The sequence below is a fragment of the Streptomyces vinaceus genome, from assembly GCF_008704935.1.
GTDB classification, from domain to species: domain Bacteria; phylum Actinomycetota; class Actinomycetes; order Streptomycetales; family Streptomycetaceae; genus Streptomyces; species Streptomyces vinaceus.
Genome location: NZ_CP023692.1, coordinates 320,996 through 341,741 on the forward strand (window position 1 = coordinate 320,996; position 20,746 = coordinate 341,741).

Annotated in this window: 17 protein-coding genes and 2 riboswitches; of the genes, 11 read left to right on the plus strand and 6 right to left on the minus strand. The window is 72.4% G+C overall.

All coding sequences use genetic code 11. The features are described 5' to 3' along the window. The first annotated feature begins 71 nt into the window (after positions 1–71). The 3 genes from metE to CP980_RS01500 all read left to right on the plus strand — a co-directional run bounded on the left by metE (position 72) and on the right by CP980_RS01500 (position 4,121). Positions 72–2,393, plus strand: a complete 2,322-nt coding sequence (gene metE, locus CP980_RS01490) for a 5-methyltetrahydropteroyltriglutamate--homocysteine S-methyltransferase (protein ID WP_150492355.1) — start codon at positions 72–74, stop codon at positions 2,391–2,393. Between the two features lie 67 nt (positions 2,394–2,460). Then, positions 2,461–2,609: riboswitch (cobalamin riboswitch) on the plus strand. Between the two features lie 148 nt (positions 2,610–2,757). After that, positions 2,758–3,246, plus strand: coding sequence for a DUF4430 domain-containing protein (locus CP980_RS01495; protein WP_150492356.1), 489 nt, complete (start codon positions 2,758–2,760; stop codon positions 3,244–3,246). A gap of 42 nt (positions 3,247–3,288) precedes the next feature. Beyond that, positions 3,289–4,121 (plus strand): IS5 family transposase gene (locus CP980_RS01500; RefSeq protein ID WP_425281765.1). Its coding sequence is split into 2 segments (ribosomal slippage): positions 3,289–3,628 and positions 3,628–4,121, totalling 834 coding nucleotides; the frame shifts between segments, so codons are not numbered across the junction. A 17-nt stretch (positions 4,122–4,138) separates the two neighbouring features. Here the strand turns inward: CP980_RS01500 and CP980_RS01505 are convergent. Then, positions 4,139–4,549 carry a hypothetical protein gene (locus tag CP980_RS01505; protein ID WP_150492357.1) on the minus strand — a complete coding sequence of 137 codons (411 nt, stop codon included), beginning with the start codon at positions 4,547–4,549 and terminating at the stop codon, positions 4,139–4,141. A 126-nt stretch (positions 4,550–4,675) separates the two neighbouring features. Next, on the minus strand, positions 4,676–6,088 hold the full coding sequence (locus tag CP980_RS01510) for a prenyltransferase/squalene oxidase repeat-containing protein (protein WP_150492358.1): 1,413 nt from the start codon (positions 6,086–6,088) through the stop codon (positions 4,676–4,678). A gap of 115 nt (positions 6,089–6,203) precedes the next feature. Further along, a riboswitch (cobalamin riboswitch) is annotated at positions 6,204–6,331 on the minus strand. A gap of 331 nt (positions 6,332–6,662) precedes the next feature. Here CP980_RS01510 and CP980_RS01515 point away from each other — a divergent pair. The 6 genes from CP980_RS01515 (at position 6,663) to CP980_RS01540 (ending at position 14,359) form a co-directional block, all read left to right on the plus strand. Then, on the plus strand, positions 6,663–9,434 hold the full coding sequence (locus CP980_RS01515) for a prenyltransferase/squalene oxidase repeat-containing protein (protein ID WP_150492359.1): 2,772 nt from the start codon (positions 6,663–6,665) through the stop codon (positions 9,432–9,434). Further along, positions 9,431–10,345: a hypothetical protein gene (locus tag CP980_RS01520; RefSeq protein WP_150492360.1), complete on the plus strand. Its 915-nt coding sequence runs from the start codon at positions 9,431–9,433 to the stop codon at positions 10,343–10,345. The genes CP980_RS01515 and CP980_RS01520 overlap by 4 nt, the downstream gene beginning before the upstream one ends. 4 nt (positions 10,346–10,349) lie before the next feature. Next, complete coding sequence (locus CP980_RS01525) at positions 10,350–11,534, plus strand: energy-coupling factor transporter transmembrane component T (RefSeq protein ID WP_150492361.1); 1,185 nt, start codon at positions 10,350–10,352, stop codon at positions 11,532–11,534. Next, positions 11,531–13,186 (plus strand): ABC transporter ATP-binding protein, encoded by a 1,656-nt coding sequence (locus CP980_RS01530; protein WP_150492362.1) that lies wholly within the window; start codon positions 11,531–11,533, stop codon positions 13,184–13,186. The genes CP980_RS01525 and CP980_RS01530 overlap by 4 nt, the downstream gene beginning before the upstream one ends. Then, positions 13,183–13,998: an ECF transporter S component family protein gene (locus tag CP980_RS01535; protein ID WP_150492363.1), complete on the plus strand. Its 816-nt coding sequence runs from the start codon at positions 13,183–13,185 to the stop codon at positions 13,996–13,998. The genes CP980_RS01530 and CP980_RS01535 overlap by 4 nt, the downstream gene beginning before the upstream one ends. 181 nt (positions 13,999–14,179) lie before the next feature. Further along, the gene (locus CP980_RS01540) at positions 14,180–14,359 is read left to right on the plus strand and encodes a hypothetical protein (protein WP_167535744.1); all 180 of its coding nucleotides are present in this window, start codon (positions 14,180–14,182) and stop codon (positions 14,357–14,359) included. Between the two features lie 8 nt (positions 14,360–14,367). On the opposite strand, the gene CP980_RS01545 is transcribed toward CP980_RS01540, so the two are convergent. Then, positions 14,368–15,108: an SDR family oxidoreductase gene (locus CP980_RS01545; protein ID WP_150492365.1), complete on the minus strand. Its 741-nt coding sequence runs from the start codon at positions 15,106–15,108 to the stop codon at positions 14,368–14,370. Positions 15,109–15,220: 112 nt separating this feature from the next. Here CP980_RS01545 and CP980_RS01550 point away from each other — a divergent pair, with 112 nt between their 5' ends. Further along, positions 15,221–15,709, plus strand: a complete 489-nt coding sequence (locus CP980_RS01550) for an RrF2 family transcriptional regulator (protein ID WP_150492366.1) — start codon at positions 15,221–15,223, stop codon at positions 15,707–15,709. A gap of 90 nt (positions 15,710–15,799) precedes the next feature. On the opposite strand, the gene CP980_RS01555 is transcribed toward CP980_RS01550, so the two are convergent. Then, positions 15,800–17,824 carry a putative Ig domain-containing protein gene (locus tag CP980_RS01555; protein WP_150492367.1) on the minus strand — a complete coding sequence of 675 codons (2,025 nt, stop codon included), beginning with the start codon at positions 17,822–17,824 and terminating at the stop codon, positions 15,800–15,802. A gap of 257 nt (positions 17,825–18,081) precedes the next feature. Between CP980_RS01555 and CP980_RS01560 the strand changes: the two genes are divergently transcribed. After that, on the plus strand, positions 18,082–18,930 hold the full coding sequence (locus CP980_RS01560) for a TrmB family transcriptional regulator (protein WP_150492368.1): 849 nt from the start codon (positions 18,082–18,084) through the stop codon (positions 18,928–18,930). Positions 18,931–18,957: 27 nt separating this feature from the next. Here the strand turns inward: CP980_RS01560 and CP980_RS01565 are convergent, their stop codons facing one another. Next, positions 18,958–19,587, minus strand: a complete 630-nt coding sequence (locus CP980_RS01565) for a class I SAM-dependent methyltransferase (RefSeq protein ID WP_150492369.1) — start codon at positions 19,585–19,587, stop codon at positions 18,958–18,960. A gap of 45 nt (positions 19,588–19,632) precedes the next feature. Continuing rightward, positions 19,633–20,691, minus strand: a complete 1,059-nt coding sequence (locus tag CP980_RS01570; protein ID WP_373313020.1) for an alpha/beta hydrolase — start codon at positions 20,689–20,691, stop codon at positions 19,633–19,635. Positions 20,692–20,746 lie beyond the last annotated feature (55 nt).

A 20,746-nucleotide genomic window follows, 5' to 3' on the forward strand; every position in this document is an offset into this window, starting at 1 on the left:
TCTGTCGTTCCCTTCGCGTCCGCGTCCCGTCCCCGGGATGTTCCTGGACACATCTCGCGAAGGAGAGATCCGTGACAGCCAAGCCCGCAGCCGCGGCAGCCCGAGCCACCGTCCACGGCTACCCCCGCCAAGGACAGCACCGCGAACTGAAGAAGGCCGTCGAGGGCTACTGGAAGGGCCGCGTCACCGCCGACGCCCTGCGGCGGACCGCGGCAGATCTGCGCCGGTCCCACTGGCAGCAGCTGGCCGACGCCGGCATCACCGAGGTGCCGACCGGTGACTTCTCGTACTACGACCACGTCCTGGACACCAGCGTCATGGTCGGCGCCGTCCCCGAGCGCCACCGCGCGGCCGTCGCGGCCGACCGCCTGGACGGCTACTTCGCGATGGCCCGCGGCACCCAGGACGTGGCCCCGCTGGAGATGACCAAGTGGTTCGACACGAACTACCACTACCTGGTCCCCGAGCTCGGTCCGGACACGGTCTTCACCGCCGACCCCGGCAAGCAGGTCGCCGAGCTGGAGGAGGCCCTCGCGCTCGGGCACACCGCCCGCCCGGTCCTCGTCGGCCCCCTCACCTACCTGCTGCTGGCCAAGCCCGCGCCCGGCGTGGCCGCCGACTTCCAGCCGATCACGCTGCTCGACCGGCTCCTGCCCGTGTACGCCCGGGTCCTGGCCGAGCTGCGCGCCGCGGGCGCCGAGTGGGTCCAGCTGGACGAGCCCGCGCTGGTCCAGGACCGCACCCCGGCCGACCTGAACGCCGCCGCCCGCGCCTACCGCGAGCTCGGTGCGCTGACCGAGCGGCCCAAGCTGCTCGTCGCCTCCTACTTCGGCCGGCTCGGCGAGGCCCTCCAGGTGCTGGCCGCGGCCCCGGTCGAAGGCCTGGCCCTCGATTTCACGGCGGGCGGCGCCGCGAACCTCGCCGACCTCGCCGCCGTCGGCGGGCTCCCCGGCAAGCGCCTGGTCGCCGGTGTGGTCGACGGCCGCAACGTCTGGATCAACGACTACCAGAAGTCCCTGACCACCCTCGGTACCCTCCTGGGCCTCGCCGGCCAGGTGGACGTGGCCGCGTCCTGCTCCCTCCTGCACGTGCCGCTCGACGCGAGCGCCGAGCGGGACATCGATCCGCAGATCCGGCGCTGGCTCGCCTTCGCCCGCCAGAAGACCACCGAGATCGCCACGCTCGCCCGCGGCCTCGCCCGGGGCACGGACTCCATCGCGGCCCAACTGGCCGCCAACCGCGCCGACCTGGCGTCCCGGGCATCCTCCTCGATCACCCGTGACCCCGCCGTCCGCGCCCGTACCGCCGCGATCACCGATGCCGACGGGCGGCGCTCGCAGCCCTACGCGCAGCGCACCGCGGCCCAGCGCGCCCTCCTCGGGCTGCCGTTGCTGCCCACCACGACCATCGGCTCCTTCCCCCAGACGAACGAGCTGCGCACCGCGCGCGCCGACCTGCGGGCCGGCCGCATCGGCACCGCCGGCTACGAGGAGCGGATCAAGGACGAGATCCGCGAGGTGCTCTCCTTCCAGGAGAAGGCCGGTCTGGACGTCCTGGTGCACGGCGAGCCCGAACGCAACGACATGGTGCAGTACTTCGCCGAGCAGCTCACCGGCTACCTCGCCACGCAGCACGGCTGGGTGCAGTCGTACGGCACCCGCTACGTCCGGCCGCCGGTCCTGGCCGGGGACATCTCCCGCCCGGAGCCGATGACCGTCCGCTGGACCACGTACGCCCAGTCCCAGACGTCCAGGCCGGTCAAGGCCATGCTGACCGGCCCGGTCACGATGCTCGCCTGGTCCTTCGTACGCGACGACCAGCCGCTCGGCGAGACCGCGCGGCAGGTCGCCCTCGCCCTGCGCGACGAGGTCGACGACCTCGAAGCCGCCGGGACCTCGGTGATCCAGGTCGACGAACCCGCCCTGCGGGAGACCCTGCCGCTGCGCGCGGCCGACCACGCCGAGTACCTCGCGTGGGCCACCGAGTCCTTCCGCCTCACCACCGGCGGCGTCCGGCCGGACACCCAGATCCACACGCACATGTGCTACGCGGAGTTCGGCGATATCGTCCAGGCCATCGACGACCTCGACGCCGACGTGATCAGCCTGGAGGCCGCCCGCTCCCACATGCAGGTCGCCGGCGAACTGGCCGCGCACGGCTACCCCCGCGAGGCCGGCCCCGGTGTCTGGGACATCCACTCCCCGCGCGTTCCGAGCACCGAGGAGGCGGCCGCGCTGCTGCGGAGGGGGCTCCGGGCCATCCCCGCCGAACGGCTCTGGGTCAACCCGGACTGCGGCCTCAAGACCCGCGGCTGGACCGAGACCCGCGCCTCCCTGGAACATCTCGTCGCGGCCGCGCATGAGGTCCGCGCGGAACTCACGGCCGGCGACTGACCCCCTGACGCGCGGGCGGTGCGTGCCGAAGTACGCTTCCACGCACTGCTCTTCGGCCCGTACGATGCGTTCTGCTCCGGCCCACCGCGGCCGGAGCACACAACCGAATGCATGCACAACTGGGGGAAGCCGGTGGGAATCCGGCGCTGACCTGCAACCGTGAACGGCGCCCGGTGCGCCGTGAGTCGGAGAACCCGGGGTGGGATGTGCACCGCTTCCCACTGTCACGGTCTGCAGTCCGAAGCCCCAGCCTGACCCGGCACCCGGGTGCGCTCCCCTCCAGGGCGTGCGCACGGGGTGTGCGCGGGTGGGGGTCGAAGGGTTCGCGCCGGCAGACCCGAAGATCCCACCAGGAAGGCTCTCCATGCGCCAGATCCTCGTCCGCCGCTCCGTGATCACCACGGCCGCCCTCGGTCTCGCCCTCGCCACCGCTCCGGCCGCGGCCGAGGCGAAGTCCAAGCCGGACACGAACGCGGCGGTCAAGGTGGACGTGACCGTCCAGGGCCCCGACGGGCTGCTGTTCAAGGGCAAGGTCAAGACCAAGGGCCACGACGTCACCACCGTGACCGGCGGCACCCACCAGTGCGACGGCACCAACGGCGGCGCCCACCCGTCCAAGGTCCCCACCCCGACCGCGGCCCTCGACGACGCCGCCCACAAGAAGGGCTTCACCTGGGACGGCACCTGGTACGCGTCCTTCGACGACTACTCCGTCGACACCATAAAGAACGTCAGCGGCGGCGGCTCCGCCTACTGGAGCATCGCCGTCAACGGCACCCCCACCCCGGTCGGCGGCTGCCAGTTCAAGCTGAGCGCCGGCGATCAGGTGTCCTTCACCTGGACGTCCTTCTAGAGCCTGTCGTCAAAGTGATCTTGGGTTGTGGATCATGGAGTGATGATATGCCGCCATGAACTGTCCGATGCCGAGTGGGAGCTCATACGTCCCTTGCTGCCCCGGCCTGCGCTGGGGCGGCCCCGGCAGGACGACCGGATGGTCCTCAACGGGATCGTATGGAAGTTCCGCACCGGTGTCCCCTGGCGGGACGTGCCCGAGCGGTACGGCCCGTGGGCCAGCCTCCACACCCGCTTCCGGCGCTGGGCGGCGGACGGCACGTTCGACCGGATGCTGCGGGCCGCGCAGGCGAACGCGGACGCGGCGGGTGACATCGACTGGCTGGTGTCGGTCGATTCCACCATCGTCCGCGCCCACCAGCACGCCGCCGGGGCCCGAAAAGGGGGCACCAAAACCCGGCCCTCGGCCGGTCCCGGGGCGGCCTGACCAGCAAGGTCCACCTCGCCTGCGACGCGACCGGCCGCCCGCTCGCATTCGTCCTGACGGGCGGGAACACCAACGACTGCACCCGGTTCACCGCGGTGATGGACGCCATCCAGGTGCCCCGCCTCGGACCGGGCCGGCCCCGGAGCAGACCCGATCGCGTCATCGGCGACAGGGGCTATAGCTCCAAGGCGATCCGCACCTGGCTGCGGCGCCGCGGCATCAGGCACACCATCCCTGAGCGTGCCGACCAGGTGCGCAACCGGGCCCGGAAAGGAAGCCTCGGCGGCCCACCTCCGGCCTTCGACAAGGAGGTCTACAAGCACCGCAAGGTCGTGGAACGGTGCTTCAACCGCTTGAAGCAATGGCGCGGGATAGCCACCCGATACGACAAGACCGCCGAGTCCCACCAAGCAGCCGTCTCCCTCGCCTCGCTCCTGATGTGGGCGTGACACGTTGAAGTCACTTCTTACAGGGGCTCTCCGGCGCGACGGTCAGTCCGAGAAAGGACTCCGGTAACGGACGCTGAGAACGGCTCTCGTTCGGTGCGCGGCAGCGGCACTTCGACCAGTTTGCCGTCATAGATCATCCATAGGCCGAAGCAGTCGTCCTCCTCGTCACGAACGAGGACTTGAACGGAGTGCGGATCCGGCCATGCCAGAGACTCCAGGTGGCTCAGCAACCCACGCCAGTTGTGGCGGATGAACTGAACAACCCACGCGTAACACTCTTCGGACGGCGTGCGCAGCCCGGCGAACATATGGTCATCCACCGGTGTGAAGCACTGGTGCCAATCCCGGCTGTCGCTGGGGCGAGTGAGGGGTTCCATGACCTCTTCGGCCCGTCGCGCCAGGACGATGACCTCTGTGTATCGACTCATCAGCCCATCATGACCGTGCCCCGTCAGAATGGGACCGAGAGGCGATCACACTTTGACGACAGGTCCTAGTCCGGTACTCGGGGGCCGCGGACCCGAAGGTCCGCGGCCCCCGAGGGTGTTGGGTGATCAGGCGCCCCATCGCAGGGCGATGGTGTCGCCCACGTTGACGACCTGGCCCCGGGCGGCGGCGGCGAAGGCCGAGCCGTCGATGCTCACCTTCCAGGTGCCGGAGCCGCTGTTGGCCTTGCCGTTGATGTCGGTGACGGTGCCGGACCCCGAGGCGGGGGTGACGCTCGTGACGCAGCCGGACGGGGTGGCCGCCGTGGTCGCCGCGTTCAGGACGTCGCCGAGGGTGGTGGTCGTACCGGTCGGGGTGAAGGCCACGGAGCAGACCTTGAGGTTGCCCGCGCCGTCGTCGACGGTGAGGGCCAGCTTGGTCGCGGTACCGGCGGTGAAGGCCGTCTGGGCGACCCACTGCGGGGCGCCGGGGGTGACAGGGACCGGCGGGGCCGCGGTGAATCCGCCGCCCGCGACGGCGCGCAGGGCGTCGATGGAGGCGTACGCGGACGGGGTGGTGTCGGTCGGCTTGTACTTGAAGCCGCCGGCCGGGTTGTACTGGTTGGCTATCAGGAAGTCGATCGGGGTCTTGCCCGCGACGGTGAGGAAGTCTCCGGTCTGTGGGTTGAAGCCACAGGCGTTGAGGCCCGCGACGCCCCAGCCGTTGGAGCTGGTGTTGACCCCGTACAGGGAGTTGAAGGCACCGGTCGCGGTGACGAGCTTGCTCTTCAGGAAGTTCTTCGCCTGGACGACGTCCGTGTCCGTGTTGGGGACGCCGGAGACGCAGAGGGCCGCCATGGCCGCGCCGGTCATGTCCACATCGCCCGCCGAGTTGAGGACGGTCGGGTTGCCCTCGGCCTTGTTGTAGGTCCAGCCGCCGTCGACGTGCTGGTTGGCGCGGATCCGGGTGACCATCGAGTCCGTGAGCGCCTGCGGAACGCGCGCGCCGCCGGCCTGGGTCTTGGCGCCGCCCAGCGAAAGCGCGGCGAATACGGTGCCGTTGAAGTTCCCGGAGGGGCCGAAGTAGCCCGCCTCCGCCGTCTGCCAGTACGCGTAGATGTTCGCGACCAGGTTGCGGGAGGCCGAGACGCGGGCCGGGTCGATGCCGGCGGCGTACGCGTTCAGCGCGCCGCGCTCGTAGTCGGTGACGACCGGGGAGGCCGACGGCCAGCCGGACGTGGAGAGCAGGTTGCGGTAGACGGACCGGGCGTTCTTCGTGGTGTCGCCACCGGGGTAGACGTCGACGACGGCCGTACCGGCGGCGGCGAAGGCGCTGAACGCCCACTCGTTGGACAGCCCGGAGCCGGCGTACGAACCGTCCGCCGCCTGCAGCGACTTGAGGTAGGCGACCCCATTGGTCTTGGACGCGGCGATCTGCGCGGGCGAGGAGGTCGCGAAGGCGGGCAGCGCGGTGAGGGCCAAGGCGCCGAGCGCGGCGGGCACCGCGAGCGCGAGGCGGCGGGAGGTACGGGGACGGGACATGGCCTGCTCCTGGAATCGGCGGACGCCGACCGCGTCCGGCACGCGCTCCGCCACCGCGCGGGGCGCACGGCGGGGCAAGCCGGAGGGCCGCCGTCCGGAACGCGTGGTACGGCTTCCTGTACTGCATCGCCGTATGGGCATTCGGGCTCGGAGACGGCCCCCGCCGTCCCACACCGCTGCGCGTCAGCTCCGGCTTCTCACCGGATTCCCCCATCTGGCAGCCCAGGACGCTACCTGAGTGATCAAGGCTCCGCCAGCCGCCGCGAGCCGCGCTGCCGGAGGGACGCTGGAGCGTTCGCCGGTGAGACGCATCCCACCTTGACGCTGTCTTTATCGGCGTGTTCCACTCCGACTGATAAGCACTCAGTTCCAGGGGAAGCCGGTCGGAATCCGGCGCTGACCCGCAACCGTAGGCCCGGCACCGCCGGGCGAGCCGGACTGCCTGGAGCCAGGTTTTGCAGCGAGAAACGCCGTCGCGGACTACGGCGTGGTTCGAACGGCTTCCCTTGCGCTCCTCGTGCGACCGAAGCCCTTTGCCACGCACACGTCCGCCCGGCCGACACGAGGGGCCGTGGTGGGGACCGCAGAGCTGGCAGAGCGACGCACGGGGAAAAAGAGGCTGGTGTCGCTGATATCGGCGGTACTGCTGGCCTTCGGCGCGAGCGTCTCCTTGGTCACCGGGAGCCCGTCCGCCGCGGCCGACCCCATCGAGGGCTGCACGGCCACGACCGGCGCGATCGTCGCCGTCGACTTCGGCCCGTTCGGGGGCAAGGTCGAGCGGGGCTGTGACACCACGCCCACCACGGGCTACGACCTGCTCCACGAGGCCGGTTTCACCACCGAGGGCACCGTCCACGACGGCCCGGCCTTCATCTGCCGCATCGGCAAGGGGTCCTTCAACTCCGGTACGCAATACCCCACCGCGGAGAAGGAACCCTGTGTCCTGACCCCGCAGGCCACCGCCTACTGGTCGTACTGGACCGCCTCGCCCGGCCAGCAGAACTGGACCTACAGCCCGCTCGGTGCGATGGCCCGCACCCCGGGGCCCGGCGACGTCGACGCCTGGGTGTTCGGCGGTACGGACGTCGGCGGCACCTCGGGCAAGCCCGCCTTCTCGCCCGCCGACGTCCGCGCGGGGGGCGGCGGCCCCGGCCCGGACCCGTCCGGCCCGACGACCCCGCCCACCGTGGCGCCGGGCACCGTCGACCTGCCCGCCGCCGCCCGCTGGCTCACCGGGAAGCTGACGGACGGCGAGCGCGTCGTCGACGAGGGGGCCACCTCTCCGAACCACCTCCTCACCGCCGAAGCCGTCTACGCCCTCGCGGCCGCCGACCCGAAGAGCCCGGCGGCCCGCAAGGCCGCCGACTTCCTGGCCAGGCCCGCCGAGACGGACGCCTACGCCTACCCGGCCGGAAAGGACGGCATCCCCGACGCGACCGCCGCCGCGCGTCTCGCGCTCGTCGCCGAGTCCACCGGAAAGGATCCCCGCGCGTTCGGCGGACACGACCTGCTCGGGGACCTGGTCAGGTACGTCTGTCCGCGCGACATCGGCGACGGCGACACGATCGACGGCTGCCTCACCAAGGGCGACTTCCGCACCACCGGCCAGTCCGACGCCCAGGCCATGGCCGTCATCGCCCTGCTCAACGGCGGGGTGACGCCCCCGGCCGACGCCGTGAACCGGCTGACCGCCCTCCAGTGCGAGGACGGAGGTTTCACCGGCATCCTCATCCGCCCCGGCGGATGGTGCGACAGCGACGCGAGCTCCACGGCACTGATCGCGCTCGCCCTCAAGCGGGCGGGCGGCCACGACGCCGTCGTCGAGAAGGCCCGCGCGAGCCTGCGGAAGTCGCAGTTGCCGAGTGGCGCGTGGCCCGCCGCCGCGGGCATGACCACCGGCAGCCCGAGCGCCACCGGCTGGGCGGCCCAGGCCCTGCGCGCCCTCGGCGACACCCCGTACGCCGACGCGGGTCTGTTCTGGCTCTCCAAGCAGCAACTCCCCGGAGGCGGCTTCGCCTTCGAGGAAGGGCTCACCGACCCGCAGGTGTTCCCCACCGCGCCGGCCGTCCTCGCGGCCGCCCACAGCGACCTGGTGGCGCTGACCGCCAAGAAGACGGAACCGAGCCCCGAGCCGAGCGACCCCGGGCCGTCGCCCTCCCCGAGCGGCTCCCGTCCGCCGCTCCCGCCCGGTGACGGACCCGACCTCAAGAAGGCCACGGCGTACCTGACCCACCCCGGCCGACTGGTCCAGGGCCGCTACTACGAGAGCTCCCCGGGCTTCGCCACGTACGGCCTGACCATCGACGGCGCCTACGCGCTCGCCGCCGCCGGCACCGACGACGCCACCCTGCGCAACATCGTCGACTTCCTCGACAAGGGCGGCAAGGACGGCCAGGGGCGGACGGTCCACGCCTGGACCCTGATCGGTACGAAGTACGCCGTCGGCGGCGCCATCGGCAAGACCGCGCTCCTCGCCGAAGCGGTCGGCCGAAACCCCCGCGCCTTCGGCGGACAGGACCTGATCGGGGCCCTCGCGAAGGACACCTGCCGGGCCAGGAACCTCGACGCCGTTCCCTTCTGCGGCGGAAAGGGCGCCTACGGGAACGCCAAGTCCGTCTTCGACCAGTCCCTCGGCGTCATCGCGCAGGTCCGCGCGGGCGAGAACGCGGCCGCCGCCGAACCCATCGCCTATCTCAAGAGCCTCCAGCGGCCCAACGGGTCCTTCGGAAGCATCCTCGTCGACAAGAGCGACGACGAGGTGGACTCCACGGCCATGGCCGCCATGGCCCTGGACCTGCTGCCCGACGCGGACGCGCAGGCGGCCGTGGACAAGGCCGTCGCATGGCTGGCGGCCCGGCAGATGGACGACGGCGGTTTCCCCGGCGCCTCGGGCGACTCAGTCAACTCCACCGCCCTCGCCGTCCAGGGCATGTCCCTGGACGCGCGGAAGTACGGTGCGCAGATCGCCAAGGCCCGCACGTTCCTGGCGACGCAGCAGAACGGCGACGGCGGGTTCAACATCGCCAGGGACGCGCAGCCCGGATCCGACGTCCGCGCCTCCACCCAGGCCCTCGGCGGCGCCACCGGCATCTCCTTCGCCACCCTCAACCGCAGCCTCGACGGCACCACCCCGCAGCCCGTCCCCACCGCCACGAGCGGCGCTCCCGTCATCGTGACCCCGGGCGGGGAGACGGCCGGCGGCGGTTCGGGGGCGGGTGGCGCTCTCGCCTCCACCGGCGCCCAGGTCGGCGCACTGGCCGCCGCCGCGGTGGCCCTGGTCCTCGGCGGCTGGGGCGCGGTCCGCGTCGCCCGCCGCCGGCGCGGGTCGACGGGAGGCCGGGCGTGACGCACCACCGCGCGCGGCGGGCCCTGGCCCGTACGGCGGCCGCCCTGGGGCTGACGGTGGCGGCGCTCGCCGCCACCGCGGCCCCGGCGGGCGCCGCCCCGCAGCCCATCGGCCAGTGCACCACCTCCTCCGGAGCCGTCCTCGCCGTGGACTTCGGCCACTGGGGCGGGCCCGTCTACCGCTCCTGCGGGACGACACCCACCACCGGCTACGAACTCCTCAACGAGGGCGGCTGGGCCACCACCGGAACGGGCCACGACGGTCCGGCGTTCATCTGCCGCATCGGCTACAGCGGGCACCAGGGCGGCAAGCAGTACCCGACCCCGGAGCAGGACGACTGCGTCCTGACCCCGCCCGCCTCCGCCTACTGGTCGTACTGGCACGCGAACCCCGGCCGGAACACCTGGGAGTACAGCCGGCTCGGCGCCATGCTCTACAAGCCGGAGCCGGGCAGCGTCGACCTGTGGACCTTCGGCGCCACGGACATCGAGGGCACCCAGGGCCGGCCCCGGGTCACCCCGGACCAGCTGCGCGCCCACAACGACCGGCCCACGGGCGCACCCCAGCCCCAGGACACCCGGACGGCGGCTCCCCTGCCGCCCGGCGTCAACACCGGGCCCAGGCCGGAGAATCCGCCGCCGGCCGATCCCGGACCGTCGGCGCCGGCAAGTCCCTCGCCCTCCCCCTCCGCCTCGGAGAGCGCCTCGCCCACCCCTTCGGCACCGCCCTCCCCCGGCGCACCGGCCGCGGCCGCGCCGGCCCCCGGCCCCCAAGTCGTCGAGGCGGCTCCGGCAGCCGACGCCGAGCACGACGCGGGCTCGTACCTGCCCGCCGTCGCCACCGGAGCGCTGGTGCTGCTCATCGGCGCCGCCGCCGTCTACGCGGCCAAGCGTCGCCGTCGTACGGAGTAGCGGCGTGTCCCGTACCACCACGGTCGCGGCCGAGCCGCCCGTGTCCGGCCTCGCGCCGGGCGCGGGCGGCCGCCGGCTGCCCCGCACTCTGCACCCCGTCGCCTGGTGGATCTGGGCCCTGGCCCTCGCCACCGCCGTCAGCCGCACCAACAATCCGCTGCTGCTCTTCCTCGTCCTCGCGGTCCTCGGTTACGTCATCACCATGCGCCGCACCGAGGCCCCCTGGGCCCGCGGCTTCCCGTACTACCTCTACCTGGCACTCACGGTCGTCGCGATCCGGGTCACTTTCCGGGCGGTCTTCGCCACCGGCGTCACACCCCGCGACCACTTCCTGTTCTCCCTCCCCCACATCCCCACGCCCGACTGGTACGCGGGCATCCGGCTCGGCGGTCCGGTCTCCCTCGAAGCGCTGCTGTCGGCCGCGACCGACGGGCTGCGCCTGGCCTGCATGCTGTGCTGCATCGGCGCGGCCAACACCCTGGCCAACCCCAAGCGCGCACTGCGGGTGCTCCCGGGCGCCCTGTACGAACTCGGCGTCGCCGTCACCGTGTCCATCAGCGTCGCGCCCCAACTGGTCGCGAGCGTCCAGCGGGTGCGCCGCGCCCGCAGGCTCCGGGCCGGGCGTACGAGGGGTCTGCGCGCGCTGCGCGGCATCGTCGTCCCCGTCCTCGAAGACGCCCTGGAGCGCTCCCTGCGCCTCGCGGCCGCGATGGACTCCCGCGGCTACGGCCGCGCCGGCACCGCGACCCGCCGCTCCCGCCGCCTGACCGGCGCCCTCATGCTGCTCGGCATGTGCGGCCTGTGCGCCGGGGCGTACGGGCTCCTCGACGCGACCGCGCCCAAGCTGCTCGGCCTGCCCGCACTGGGGGCCGGCGGAGCGCTGTGCGTGGCCGGGCTGCGGCTCGGCGGGCGCCGGATCACCCGGACCACGTACCGTCCCGACCCGTGGCGGGCGGCCGAATGGGCCGTGGCCGGGTGCGGGGTGCTGTCCGCGGTGCTGCTGTTCGGCAACGCGGGGTTCAACGCCGCGGAGCTGAACCCCTCCATCTACCCGCTCAGCTGGCCGACCCTGCCGCTGGTGCCGGCCGCCGCGATCCTGCTCGCCGGGACGGCCGGGTTCCTGGCTCCGCCCCCGACGGCCCCCGCCCGGCCGGCCGTCCCCGTACAGCGCACCGAGGAACCCAAGTGATCCACTTCGACCAGGTCACCGTCCGGTACGAGGACACGGCAGAACCGGTACTGCGGGAGGTGAACCTCACCGTCGAGGAGGGCGAACTCTGCCTCGTCGTCGGTCACACGGGCGTCGGCAAGTCCACCCTCCTGGGGGCCGTCAACGGACTCGTCCCGCACTTCACCGGCGGCACCCTCTTCGGCCGGGTCACGGTCGACGGCCGGGACACCGCCGAGCACCCGCCCCGCGAACTCGCCGATGTCGTGGGCGTGGTGGGCCAGGATCCGCTCGACGGGTTCGTCACCGACACCGTCGAGGAGGAACTCGCCTACGCCATGGAGCAGCTGGCGGTCGCGCCCGCCACCATGCGCAAGCGCGTCGAGGAGACCCTGGACCTGCTGGGTCTCGCCGACCTGCGCCATCGCGCCCTCCACGAGCTCTCCGGCGGCCAGCAGCAACGGGTCGCGATCGGCTCCGTGCTCACCGCGCACCCCCGGGTCCTGGTCCTGGACGAGCCCACCTCCGCCCTGGACCCGACGGCCGCGGAGGAGGTCCTGGCGGCCGTCACCCGGCTCGTCCACGACCTCGGCGTCACCGTGCTCCTCGCCGAACACCGCCTGGAGCGCGTGGTCCAGTGCGCCGACCGCGTCATCCACCTCCCCGGCGACGGCCGCGTGGTGTCCGGGCCGCCCGCCGAGATCTTCCGTACGTCGTCCATAGCCCCGCCCATCGTGGAACTCGGGCGCGCCGCCGGCTGGTCCCCGCTCCCCCTGTCCATCCGCGACGCCCGCCGCGCGGCCGCGCCCCTGCGCACACGGCTGGCCGGTACGACTCCCCCGCCGGTGCGGCCGGCACCCGCCCCGGACCCCGCCCTTCTCCTGAAGGCCCGCGGGGTGACGGTGGCCTATCACGGCGTCCCGGCCGTCCGGGAAGTCGACCTCGATCTGCGCGGCGGCGAGATCACCGCGCTGATGGGCCGCAACGGCTCGGGCAAGTCCTCCCTGCTCTGGGCGCTCCAGGGCTCAGGGCCCCGCAAGGCCGGCACAGTGCTCGTCCCCGCCACCGACGGGGGCGAGGACGGCGACCCGCGGAAGCTGTCCGCGGCCGCAGCCCGCCGACTCGTCGGCCTGGTCCCCCAGACCCCCACGGACCTGCTGTACCTGGAGAGCGTCGAGCAGGAACTCGACCAGGCCGACGCGGAATCGGCGGTCGGCTCCGAGGCACCGGCCGCACGCGAGATCCTCGACCGCCTCGCACCCGGCATCGACGACGCCACCCACCCCCGCGACCTGTCCGAGGGCCAGAAGCTCGCCCTCGCCCTCGCCATCCAGCTGTCGGCGGCTCCCCGGGTGGTGCTCCTCGACGAGCCGACCCGCGGCCTCGACTACCGGGCCAAGGAACAGCTGATCGCCATCGTCGACGACCTCGCGGCTCAAGGGCGCGCGATCGTCATCTCCACGCACGACGTCGAGTTCGTGGCCCGTGCGGCCGACCGGGTCGTCGTCATGGCCGAGGGAGACGTCGTCGCGGACGGCCCCACCACGGAGGTCATCGTCGCCTCTCCCGTGTTCGCACCCCAGGCGGCCAAGATCCTCTCGCCCCTCCCCTACCTCACGGTCGCCCAGGCGGCCTCCGCCTTCCCCCGCGACGAGACGGACCCGGCCCGATGACCGCTGCCGCGCGCACCCCAGCCATCCGCATCAACGCGCGGGCGGGCGTCGTCATCGCCATGGCCGCGTTCCTCGGGATCGTCGCGTTCTTCTGGCCGTTCCTCGTCGCACCGGGCAAGTTCGGCTCCCACTACGCCCCACCGCTCATCTTCGGCGTCCTGCTGGTCGTCGTCCTGTGCGTGGTGATCTCGGAGATCGCCGAGGGCGGCATCAACTCCAAGGCCCTGGCCATGCTGGGCGTCCTGTCCGCCGTCAACGCCGCGATCCGCCCGCTGGGCGCGGGCACGGCCGGCATCGAGACGGTCTTCTTCGTCCTCGTCCTGGCCGGCCGGGTCTACGGCCCGGGCTTCGGGTTCACCCTCGGCTGCACCTCGCTGTTCGCCTCCGCCCTCATCACCGGCGGGGTCGGTCCCTGGATGCCGTACCAGATGTTCGGCTGCGCCTTCGTCGGCATGCTCGCGGGCTTCCTCCCCCAGGCGTCCGGCCGCCGGGAGATCGTGATGCTCGCGTTCTACGGCTCAGCCTCCGGCTACCTGTTCGGCTTCCTCCTCAACCTCTCCTTCTGGCCGTTCTCACTCGACCCCAACAGCTCGATCGCCTACCTGCCCGGCCTCCCGTTCACCGAGCAGTTCCACCGCTACCTCGCCTTCGACCTCGCCACCTCCCTGGGCTGGGACACCGGTCGCGCCGTCACCAACTTCCTCTGCGTCTGCCTCGCGGGTCCCGCGGTGCTGACCACCTTCCGCCGCGCGGCCCGCAAGGCCCGCTTCCAGGCGCCCGTCCGCTTCGGTCCGCCGCGCGAACCGGTCTGACGCCATCGCACGCCCAGGCCAGATTCCGTTCACCATGCACGTACCGCGTGCCGGCAGGGTGAACGGGCGTGCTCAATCGCCCGTATCGCACCTGGACATGACGGAGCCTCACTTTGACCATCCCTCCCAGGCGGCCCGCCGGCCCCCGGTCACTCGTGGCCGTGATCGCGGCATCGACCGCATGCTCTCCCACGCCGCCGCGGGCCGCCGGGTGTCGCTGGTCTGGCTGGACATCAAGGACCCGAACCACTGCGGGGAGCAGGAGACAAACGCCAATGCCGTCGGCCTCGTCCGTGACTGGCTGAACCGCCACGACGGCACCCACCGCATGGCCGCCCGCGGCGACCGTCTGTTCAGGTAGGGCCGCGTTCAGCGCCCGGCGCCGAGCCAGTCCTTGTAGGAGGTGGCCGCCAGGCGCGCGCCGGGGCCCCCGGCCAGGACGTCGCCCTCGACCACCGCGAACATGCCCGCCTGCTCGTCGGTGACGACCGTACGCGGGTCCTGGCGGGCCGCCAGCGTGAGGCGGCCCAGCTCGTCGAGGGCGAAGACGTCGGGGCCCGCGACGTCGACCGTGCCGTTCAGCGGTGCGCCGGTGGCGACCTCGGCCAGGGCGGCGACCACGTCGGCGGCGGCCATCGGCTGGACGGGGGTGGAGGGGAGCCGGACGGTGCGGTCGTCGGCGGTCCAGGACAGCACCGTGTCCATGAACTCGAAGAACTGGGTGGCGCGGACGATCGAGTAGGGGGTGGGGCCCTGCTTGAGGACGTCCTCCTGGAGGGTCTTCGCGCGGTAGTAGTCCAGCTGCGGGACCTGGTCGACGCCGACGATGGACAGGATCACCTGGTGGACGACGCCCGCCCGCTCCCCTGCGGCGAGCAGGTTGTCCATCGTGGTGCGGAAGAACTCCGGGGACGCCTCGTCGAAGGTGGGCGAGTTCGACACGTTGACGACCGTGTCCGCTCCGGCGAGCGCCTCGTCCAGCCCCGAGCCGGTGAGCAGGTCCACGCCGCTCGACAGGGACGCGGACACCACCTCGTGGCCGGCCGCGCGGAGCGTGGAGACGAGCTGGGAACCGATGAGTCCGGTACCGCCGATGACCGTGATCTTCATGGTGTGCCCTTCCTGGGGTGCCGCCGAGTGCGGCCTCCGCCGCCTCAAACTCGGACAACTCTTGTCCGAGATGATACTCGGATAAGCTGTATCCGAGTCAAATGGAGGGCGCATGAAACTGTCCGGGGGCGTGGAATGGGCGCTGCACTGCTGTGTGGTCCTGACCGCGGCGAGTCAGCCGGTGCCCGCCGCCCGGTTGGCGCTGCTCCACGAGGTCTCGCCCAGCTACCTGGCCAAGCAGATGCAGGCGCTGTCCCGGGCGGGCCTGGTGGCCTCCGTCCAGGGCAAGACCGGCGGATACGTGCTGACCAGGCCCGCTTCCGAGATCACCGTCCTGGACGTGGTGCAGGCCGTCGACGGACCGGACCCGGCGTTCGTCTGCACGGAGATCCGCCGGCGCGGCCCGTTCGGCGCCCCGCCCGAGGCCTGCACGAAGGCCTGCGGGATCGCCCGCGTCATGCGCGCCGCCGAAGCCGCCTGGCGGGCGTCGCTGCGCGCTGTCACCATCGCCGACCTGGTCGACTCGGTGGAACGCGACGACGGACCGGAGGCACTGCCGGCCATCGGCGCGTGGCTGAACCCGTCGTCCGGCCCGGCGTAGCGGGCCGCCCGGCTCCGGCGGAACGACGGACCGGCGGGCCACCGTCGGTGTACGGTGGCCCGCCGGTCCCTCCCGTGCCCTCGGGGCGGGTCAGCTGATGCTGAGCGCCGTGTCGTCGATGACGAACGAGGTCTGCAGGCTGGGGTCCTCGCTACCGCTGAACTTGACCGTGACCGTCTGTCCCGCGAAGGAGGACAGGTCGAAGGTCTTCTGTACGTAACCGGTGTTCTTGTCGAGGTTGGAGTAGCCGGCCAGGGTGGTGGAGTTGGCCGTCACCGTCAGCTTGTCGTAGGCCGTGGTGGCGGTCGTCTCCGCGGTGTCGATGTGCAGGTAGAAGCTGAGGGTGGCGTGGCAGCGGACCGGAATGGTCACCGCCTGCGCGAGCGAGTCGGCGTGCGTGGCGCCGTAGCCGTTCAGCCAGGCCTTCCGGGAGCCCGAGTGCGCCGCCTCGCCGCTGCTGCCGTCGATCACGCCGGCGCTGGCGGTCCAGGGGACGGTGCCGGATTCGAAGCCCGGGTTGCCGAGGAGCTGGGTCACGGTGCAGCCGCCGTCGACCGTGGCGACGGTCCAGGTGAACGAGGCAGCGCCGCTCGCGTTGGTGGTGTCCTTGGCCGTGACCGTGACGGCGTAGCTGCCCGCGGTGGTCGGCGTACCGCTGATCAGGCCGGTGGACGCGTTGACCGACAGGCCGGGCGGGAGCCCGGTGGCACCGTAGGTGAGGGTCTGCCCGCCGGCCGAGTCGGTGGCCTGGATCTGCAGCGAGGTGGCCGTGTCGACGATGCTCGTGCGGCTGCCGGGGTTCGCGACGGTGACGGTGTTGCCGCCGGTGGAGCCGCCCGTGAAGGCGGCGGTGCCCTTGGGCGTGCCGAGTCCGGTCGGCCCGTCGTAGCCCGCCTTGGCGGTGCAGAGGTAACTGCCGGAGCAGGAGCCGTTGGCGCCGCCGGTCACGTCGTTGAGCGAGGCGGTGCGGGCGTACGGGTAGGCGGACGGGAACGAGCCGGCGGCCGGGGTGCCCGCCAGGGCGTAGACGGAGGCGATGATCGGCGCCGAGGCGCTGGTGCCGCCGTAGACGTTCCAGCCGCCGGCCTGGTAGCTGTCGTACACCGCGAGGCCGGTGGCCGGGTCGGCGACGGCCGAGACGTCGGCGACCGTGCGCCTGGCGCAGCCTCCGTCGGTCTGCCAGGACGGCTTGGCGGTGAACCCGGAGCAGCCCGAACCGGCGCCCTCGCTGCCCGCGCTGCTGCCCCAGACGCTCTCGGACCAGCCGCGGGGGGTGCCGCTCGCGCGGCTGAGCGAGGTGCCGCCGACCGAGGTGACGTACTGGGAGGCGGCCGGGTACTCGACGCCGTAGCCGCTGTCGCCGGAGCTGACGGTGATGGCCACGCCGGGGTGGTTGAAGTACGAGGCGTCCGAGGCCGCGTCGGTGGAGTCCTCGCCGCCGCCGTAGCTGTTGGAGACGTACGCGGCGCCCAGGGTCACGGCGCGGTTCACGGCGGCGCCGAGGTCCTCCATGGAGGGCTGGGCCGCCTCGACGAGCAGGATGTGGCACTGCGGGCAGACGGCGCTGACCATGTCCACGTCGAGGGAGATCTCCCCGGCCCAGCCGGCGTCGGCGGTCGGGTAGTCGGTCCCGCCGTTCTGGTCGACCTTGCGGAAGCAGCCGTTGGCCGTGGTGCAGGCCGGCAGCCCGTACTGGGAGCGGTAGGCCGCCAGGTCGGACTCGGCCTTCGGGTCGTCGTAGGCGTCGATGATGGCGACCGTCGCGCCGGCCCCGGCGGACGCCGGCAGGGCGTACGCGCTCTGCAGATCGGCGGGGCCGTAGCCGGACGGCAGCAGTCCGGGAGAGAGGCCGAGGCGCTGCTGTACGTCCGTACGGGCCAGCGCGTGGCAGGCCATCCAGCCGGCCCGGGCGGGCTCCGAGCAGAGCCGCTCGGTGTGCACCGCGGCGGGGGACGCGCTCGCCGCACCAGGGCCGCCCGAGGCGGCGGACGGTGCGGCGAGTACGAGCGTCCCGCCGGACGCAAGGGCGACGGCCGAGAGTAAGGCGGTCGCGCCGCGGCGGGCGAGCCGGGCGGCGCGGTGGGACAGGGCGTTGCGCAATGAACTGCCCTCCATGGGGGGTTGGCGTACCACGTCGGGGGACCCGTCCGGAGCCGTGCATCATGTCGTGGGCATGACATCCACGCACGTCAGGGCGTGCGGGACCGGAAGGTCGACGTGGGTTGCGGGTGGCACGCGTTCAGCGGTGCGAAGTGTCACCACGAGCAGTGGTGGCCCATGCCGAAGGTAGGGAACGCCGGGCCCAAGGGACTACCCGGCGAATGCAAAGGCTTGCTTTCGGTCGGTGATGTCCGCGTATACCGTGTCCTGCCATGGAGTTGGACGACGGCGCCGTCAACGACCTGGTGTCCCTGGGGCTCTCCCGGTACGAGGCCCGGGTCTATCTGGCGCTGGTACGACGGGAGTCGTACACCGCCGCCGAGGCGGCCCGCGCCGCGGACGTCCCGCGCCAGCGCGTCTACGACGTACTCGACGCCCTCGTGCGGCGGCGCCTGGCCGTCCTGCGCCCCGGGCGGGTCGCGGCCTTCTCCGCGGTGGCCCCGGAACTGGCGCTCGCCCGGCTGATGGCCGTTCAGCGGGAGTCCCTGGAACGGCTGAGCGCGGCGTCGACCGCCCTCGCGACGGCGCTGCTCCCGGTCTGGAGCGACGGGCGGACGCACACCGATCCGCTCGACTACATCGAGGTGCTGCGCGATCCCCGGGCGATCGCGGAGCGGTTCGACAGCATCCAGGAGCAGGCCGCACGGGAGCTCCTCAGCTTCTGCAAGCCGCCGTTCGTCGCTCCCCCGGCCAACGACGAGGGGATCAGGACGGTCCGCCGGCTGCGCCGGGCCGGGGGGACCGCCCGCGCGGTGTACACCCACGACGCGCTCGGGGACGCGGAAGTACTGGAGAACGTACGGCGGTTCGCGGCGGCGGGCGAGGAGTCGCGGTTCGCTCCGAGCCTGCCGCTCAAGCTGATCGTGGCGGATGCCTCGCTGGTGCTGTGCGACATGCCCGACCCGGTGGCCGGCACTCACGCCACCACAGCCCTCTACATCGAACACCCGGCGCTGGCGGGCTGCTTGAGGCTGGCCTTCCTGTCGGTGTGGGAGCAGGCCCGGACCGCCCCCACACCGGGCGACGACCGGGCCGACGGCCGGCCGAACACCCGCCCGTAGCCCTCGATGCGCCGCCGGACGTGGGGCCTACGGGCGGCGGGCCAGCAGGTGGGCGTCGAGGAAGCCCCGCTCGGAGGCCGGGTCGTGGAGCAGACGGGCGAACGGCGTGAGCCCGGCGGCGATCAGCAGCTCGGCGAACCGGTCCGCCGGCCAGCTGTAGGCAGGGGTCACCTTGTGGTCGAAGCGGACCGGTTCCGGCCCTTCGGTGCCGAAGAACGACACCAGGAACAGTCCCCCCGGCGCCAGGACCCGCACCTGTTCGGCCAGGACCGCGGGCAGTTCCCCCGGCGGGGTGTGGATCATCGAGTAGTGGGCCATGACGCCGCCGAGCGCGCCGTCCCCGACCGGCATGGCTTCCATCCGCGCCTCGTCGAAGCGCAGCGACGGATGGGCCCGCCGGGCGTGGTCGACCATGGCCGGGGAGAGGTCGAGCCCGAAGGCGTCGAGGCCCAGGCCGTGCAGCATGGCCGTGAGGTGTCCGGGACCGCATCCGACGTCGGCGGTCCGCAGGTTCCCCGTCCCGCGCACCAGCTCGGCGAAGGTCGCGACCATGGCCCGCGCGAACGGCCGTGTCTCCAGCCGGTCGGCGAACAACGACGCGTAGAGGTCGACGACCCCGTCGTAGGCGGTCCTCGTCTCGTCCTGGTGTTCCCTCACGCAAGAGAAGCTAACACCGCACCGGGGGCGCAGCCGGTGCCGGGGTCAGGCGGCGAAGGACCGTTCCAGCCTGGGGATCAGGTCCCGGAGGTCCTGTTCCCAGCAGCCCGCGTTGTGGCCCCCGTCGCACTGGGTGCCCCAGGCCGAGCCGTCGCCGTAGTCGACGTAGGAGTAGGACATGCCCAGGGCGTCCATGGCGTCCTTGACGTGCCGGGACGCGGATTCGAGCCAGAACTCCAGGTCGGTGACCGAGCCCCGCCCGTTGCCCACGTAGATCGAGACGCCGACTCCGCCCGCCTTCAGCTTGTCCATGTGCTGTGACGGGTCGACCTCGTTCCACCGCCGGTCGACGTTGAACACGGGATAGGGCGAGCCGAACAGGGCGTCGCTGTCCACACCGGGCTTGTACGGTGATTCGGCGCCGCCACAGACACCGGAGAACGAGCCGCAGATGGCGCCCTGCGCGTCGATGAGCGAGGCGACGACGGCGAGCCGCAGGTCCATGGAGCGGGCCGACAGGTCGATGTCCCCCGACAGGGACGCGGTCTGGCTGAACAGGTCGGGCCGGACCTGGGCGTAGTGCAGCGCCCCGAACCCGCCCATGGAGACGCCCGCGACGGCGCGGGCCTTCCTCGTGGCGATGGTCCGCAGGTTCGCGTCGATGAAAGGGATCACCTGCTTGAGGTGGAAGTTCTCCCAGTTCTGGGCGCCGGCCTGGGTCTTCTGGTTGAGCCAGTTGGCGTACCAGCCCCGGGCGCCACCGTCCGGAATCACGGTGATCATCTGATCCGAGGCGGTCAGCGCCGGATAGTTCTGCTGGATCGGGTCGTCGGGCGAACCGTGCAGGAAGTACAGCACGGGGTAGCGCCTGGCCGGGTCGTCGTAGTAGCCGTTCGGCAGGATGATCTTGATGTGGTGTGTGCCCGCGACCTCGGGTGTGGTCACGGTGAGGTAGAAGTTGGTGGGTCCGCCGGTCGCGGTGTCCACCTGGGTCAGGCCGAACCCGTCCGCCATCGGCGGGGGCGCGGTGCGCTCGGCGGCCTGCGCCGGACCCGTCGGCGTGGTCATGGCGACGATGGCGGCCATCAGGGCCACCGCTGCCATGCGCCACCGACTCGATTTCCTCGTCACTGCGTTGCTCCTCGGTGTCGTCGTTGTG

Coding starts and splice junctions, on each gene's coding strand:
- CP980_RS01495 (WP_150492356.1), top strand. CDS start 2,758: ATGCGCCAGATCCTCGTCCGCCGCTCCGTGATCACCACGGCCGCCCTC.
- CP980_RS01545 (WP_150492365.1), bottom strand. CDS start 15,108: ATGAAGATCACGGTCATCGGCGGTACCGGACTCATCGGTTCCCAGCTC.
- CP980_RS01535 (WP_150492363.1), top strand. CDS start 13,183: ATGACCGCTGCCGCGCGCACCCCAGCCATCCGCATCAACGCGCGGGCG.
- CP980_RS01570 (WP_373313020.1), bottom strand. CDS start 20,691: ATGGCAGCGGTGGCCCTGATGGCCGCCATCGTCGCCATGACCACGCCG.
- CP980_RS01505 (WP_150492357.1), bottom strand. CDS start 4,549: ATGAGTCGATACACAGAGGTCATCGTCCTGGCGCGACGGGCCGAAGAG.
- CP980_RS01510 (WP_150492358.1), bottom strand. CDS start 6,088: ATGTCCCGTCCCCGTACCTCCCGCCGCCTCGCGCTCGCGGTGCCCGCC.
- CP980_RS01555 (WP_150492367.1), bottom strand. CDS start 17,824: ATGGAGGGCAGTTCATTGCGCAACGCCCTGTCCCACCGCGCCGCCCGG.
- CP980_RS01550 (WP_150492366.1), top strand. CDS start 15,221: ATGAAACTGTCCGGGGGCGTGGAATGGGCGCTGCACTGCTGTGTGGTC.
- CP980_RS01540 (WP_167535744.1), top strand. CDS start 14,180: ATGCTCTCCCACGCCGCCGCGGGCCGCCGGGTGTCGCTGGTCTGGCTG.
- CP980_RS01560 (WP_150492368.1), top strand. CDS start 18,082: ATGGAGTTGGACGACGGCGCCGTCAACGACCTGGTGTCCCTGGGGCTC.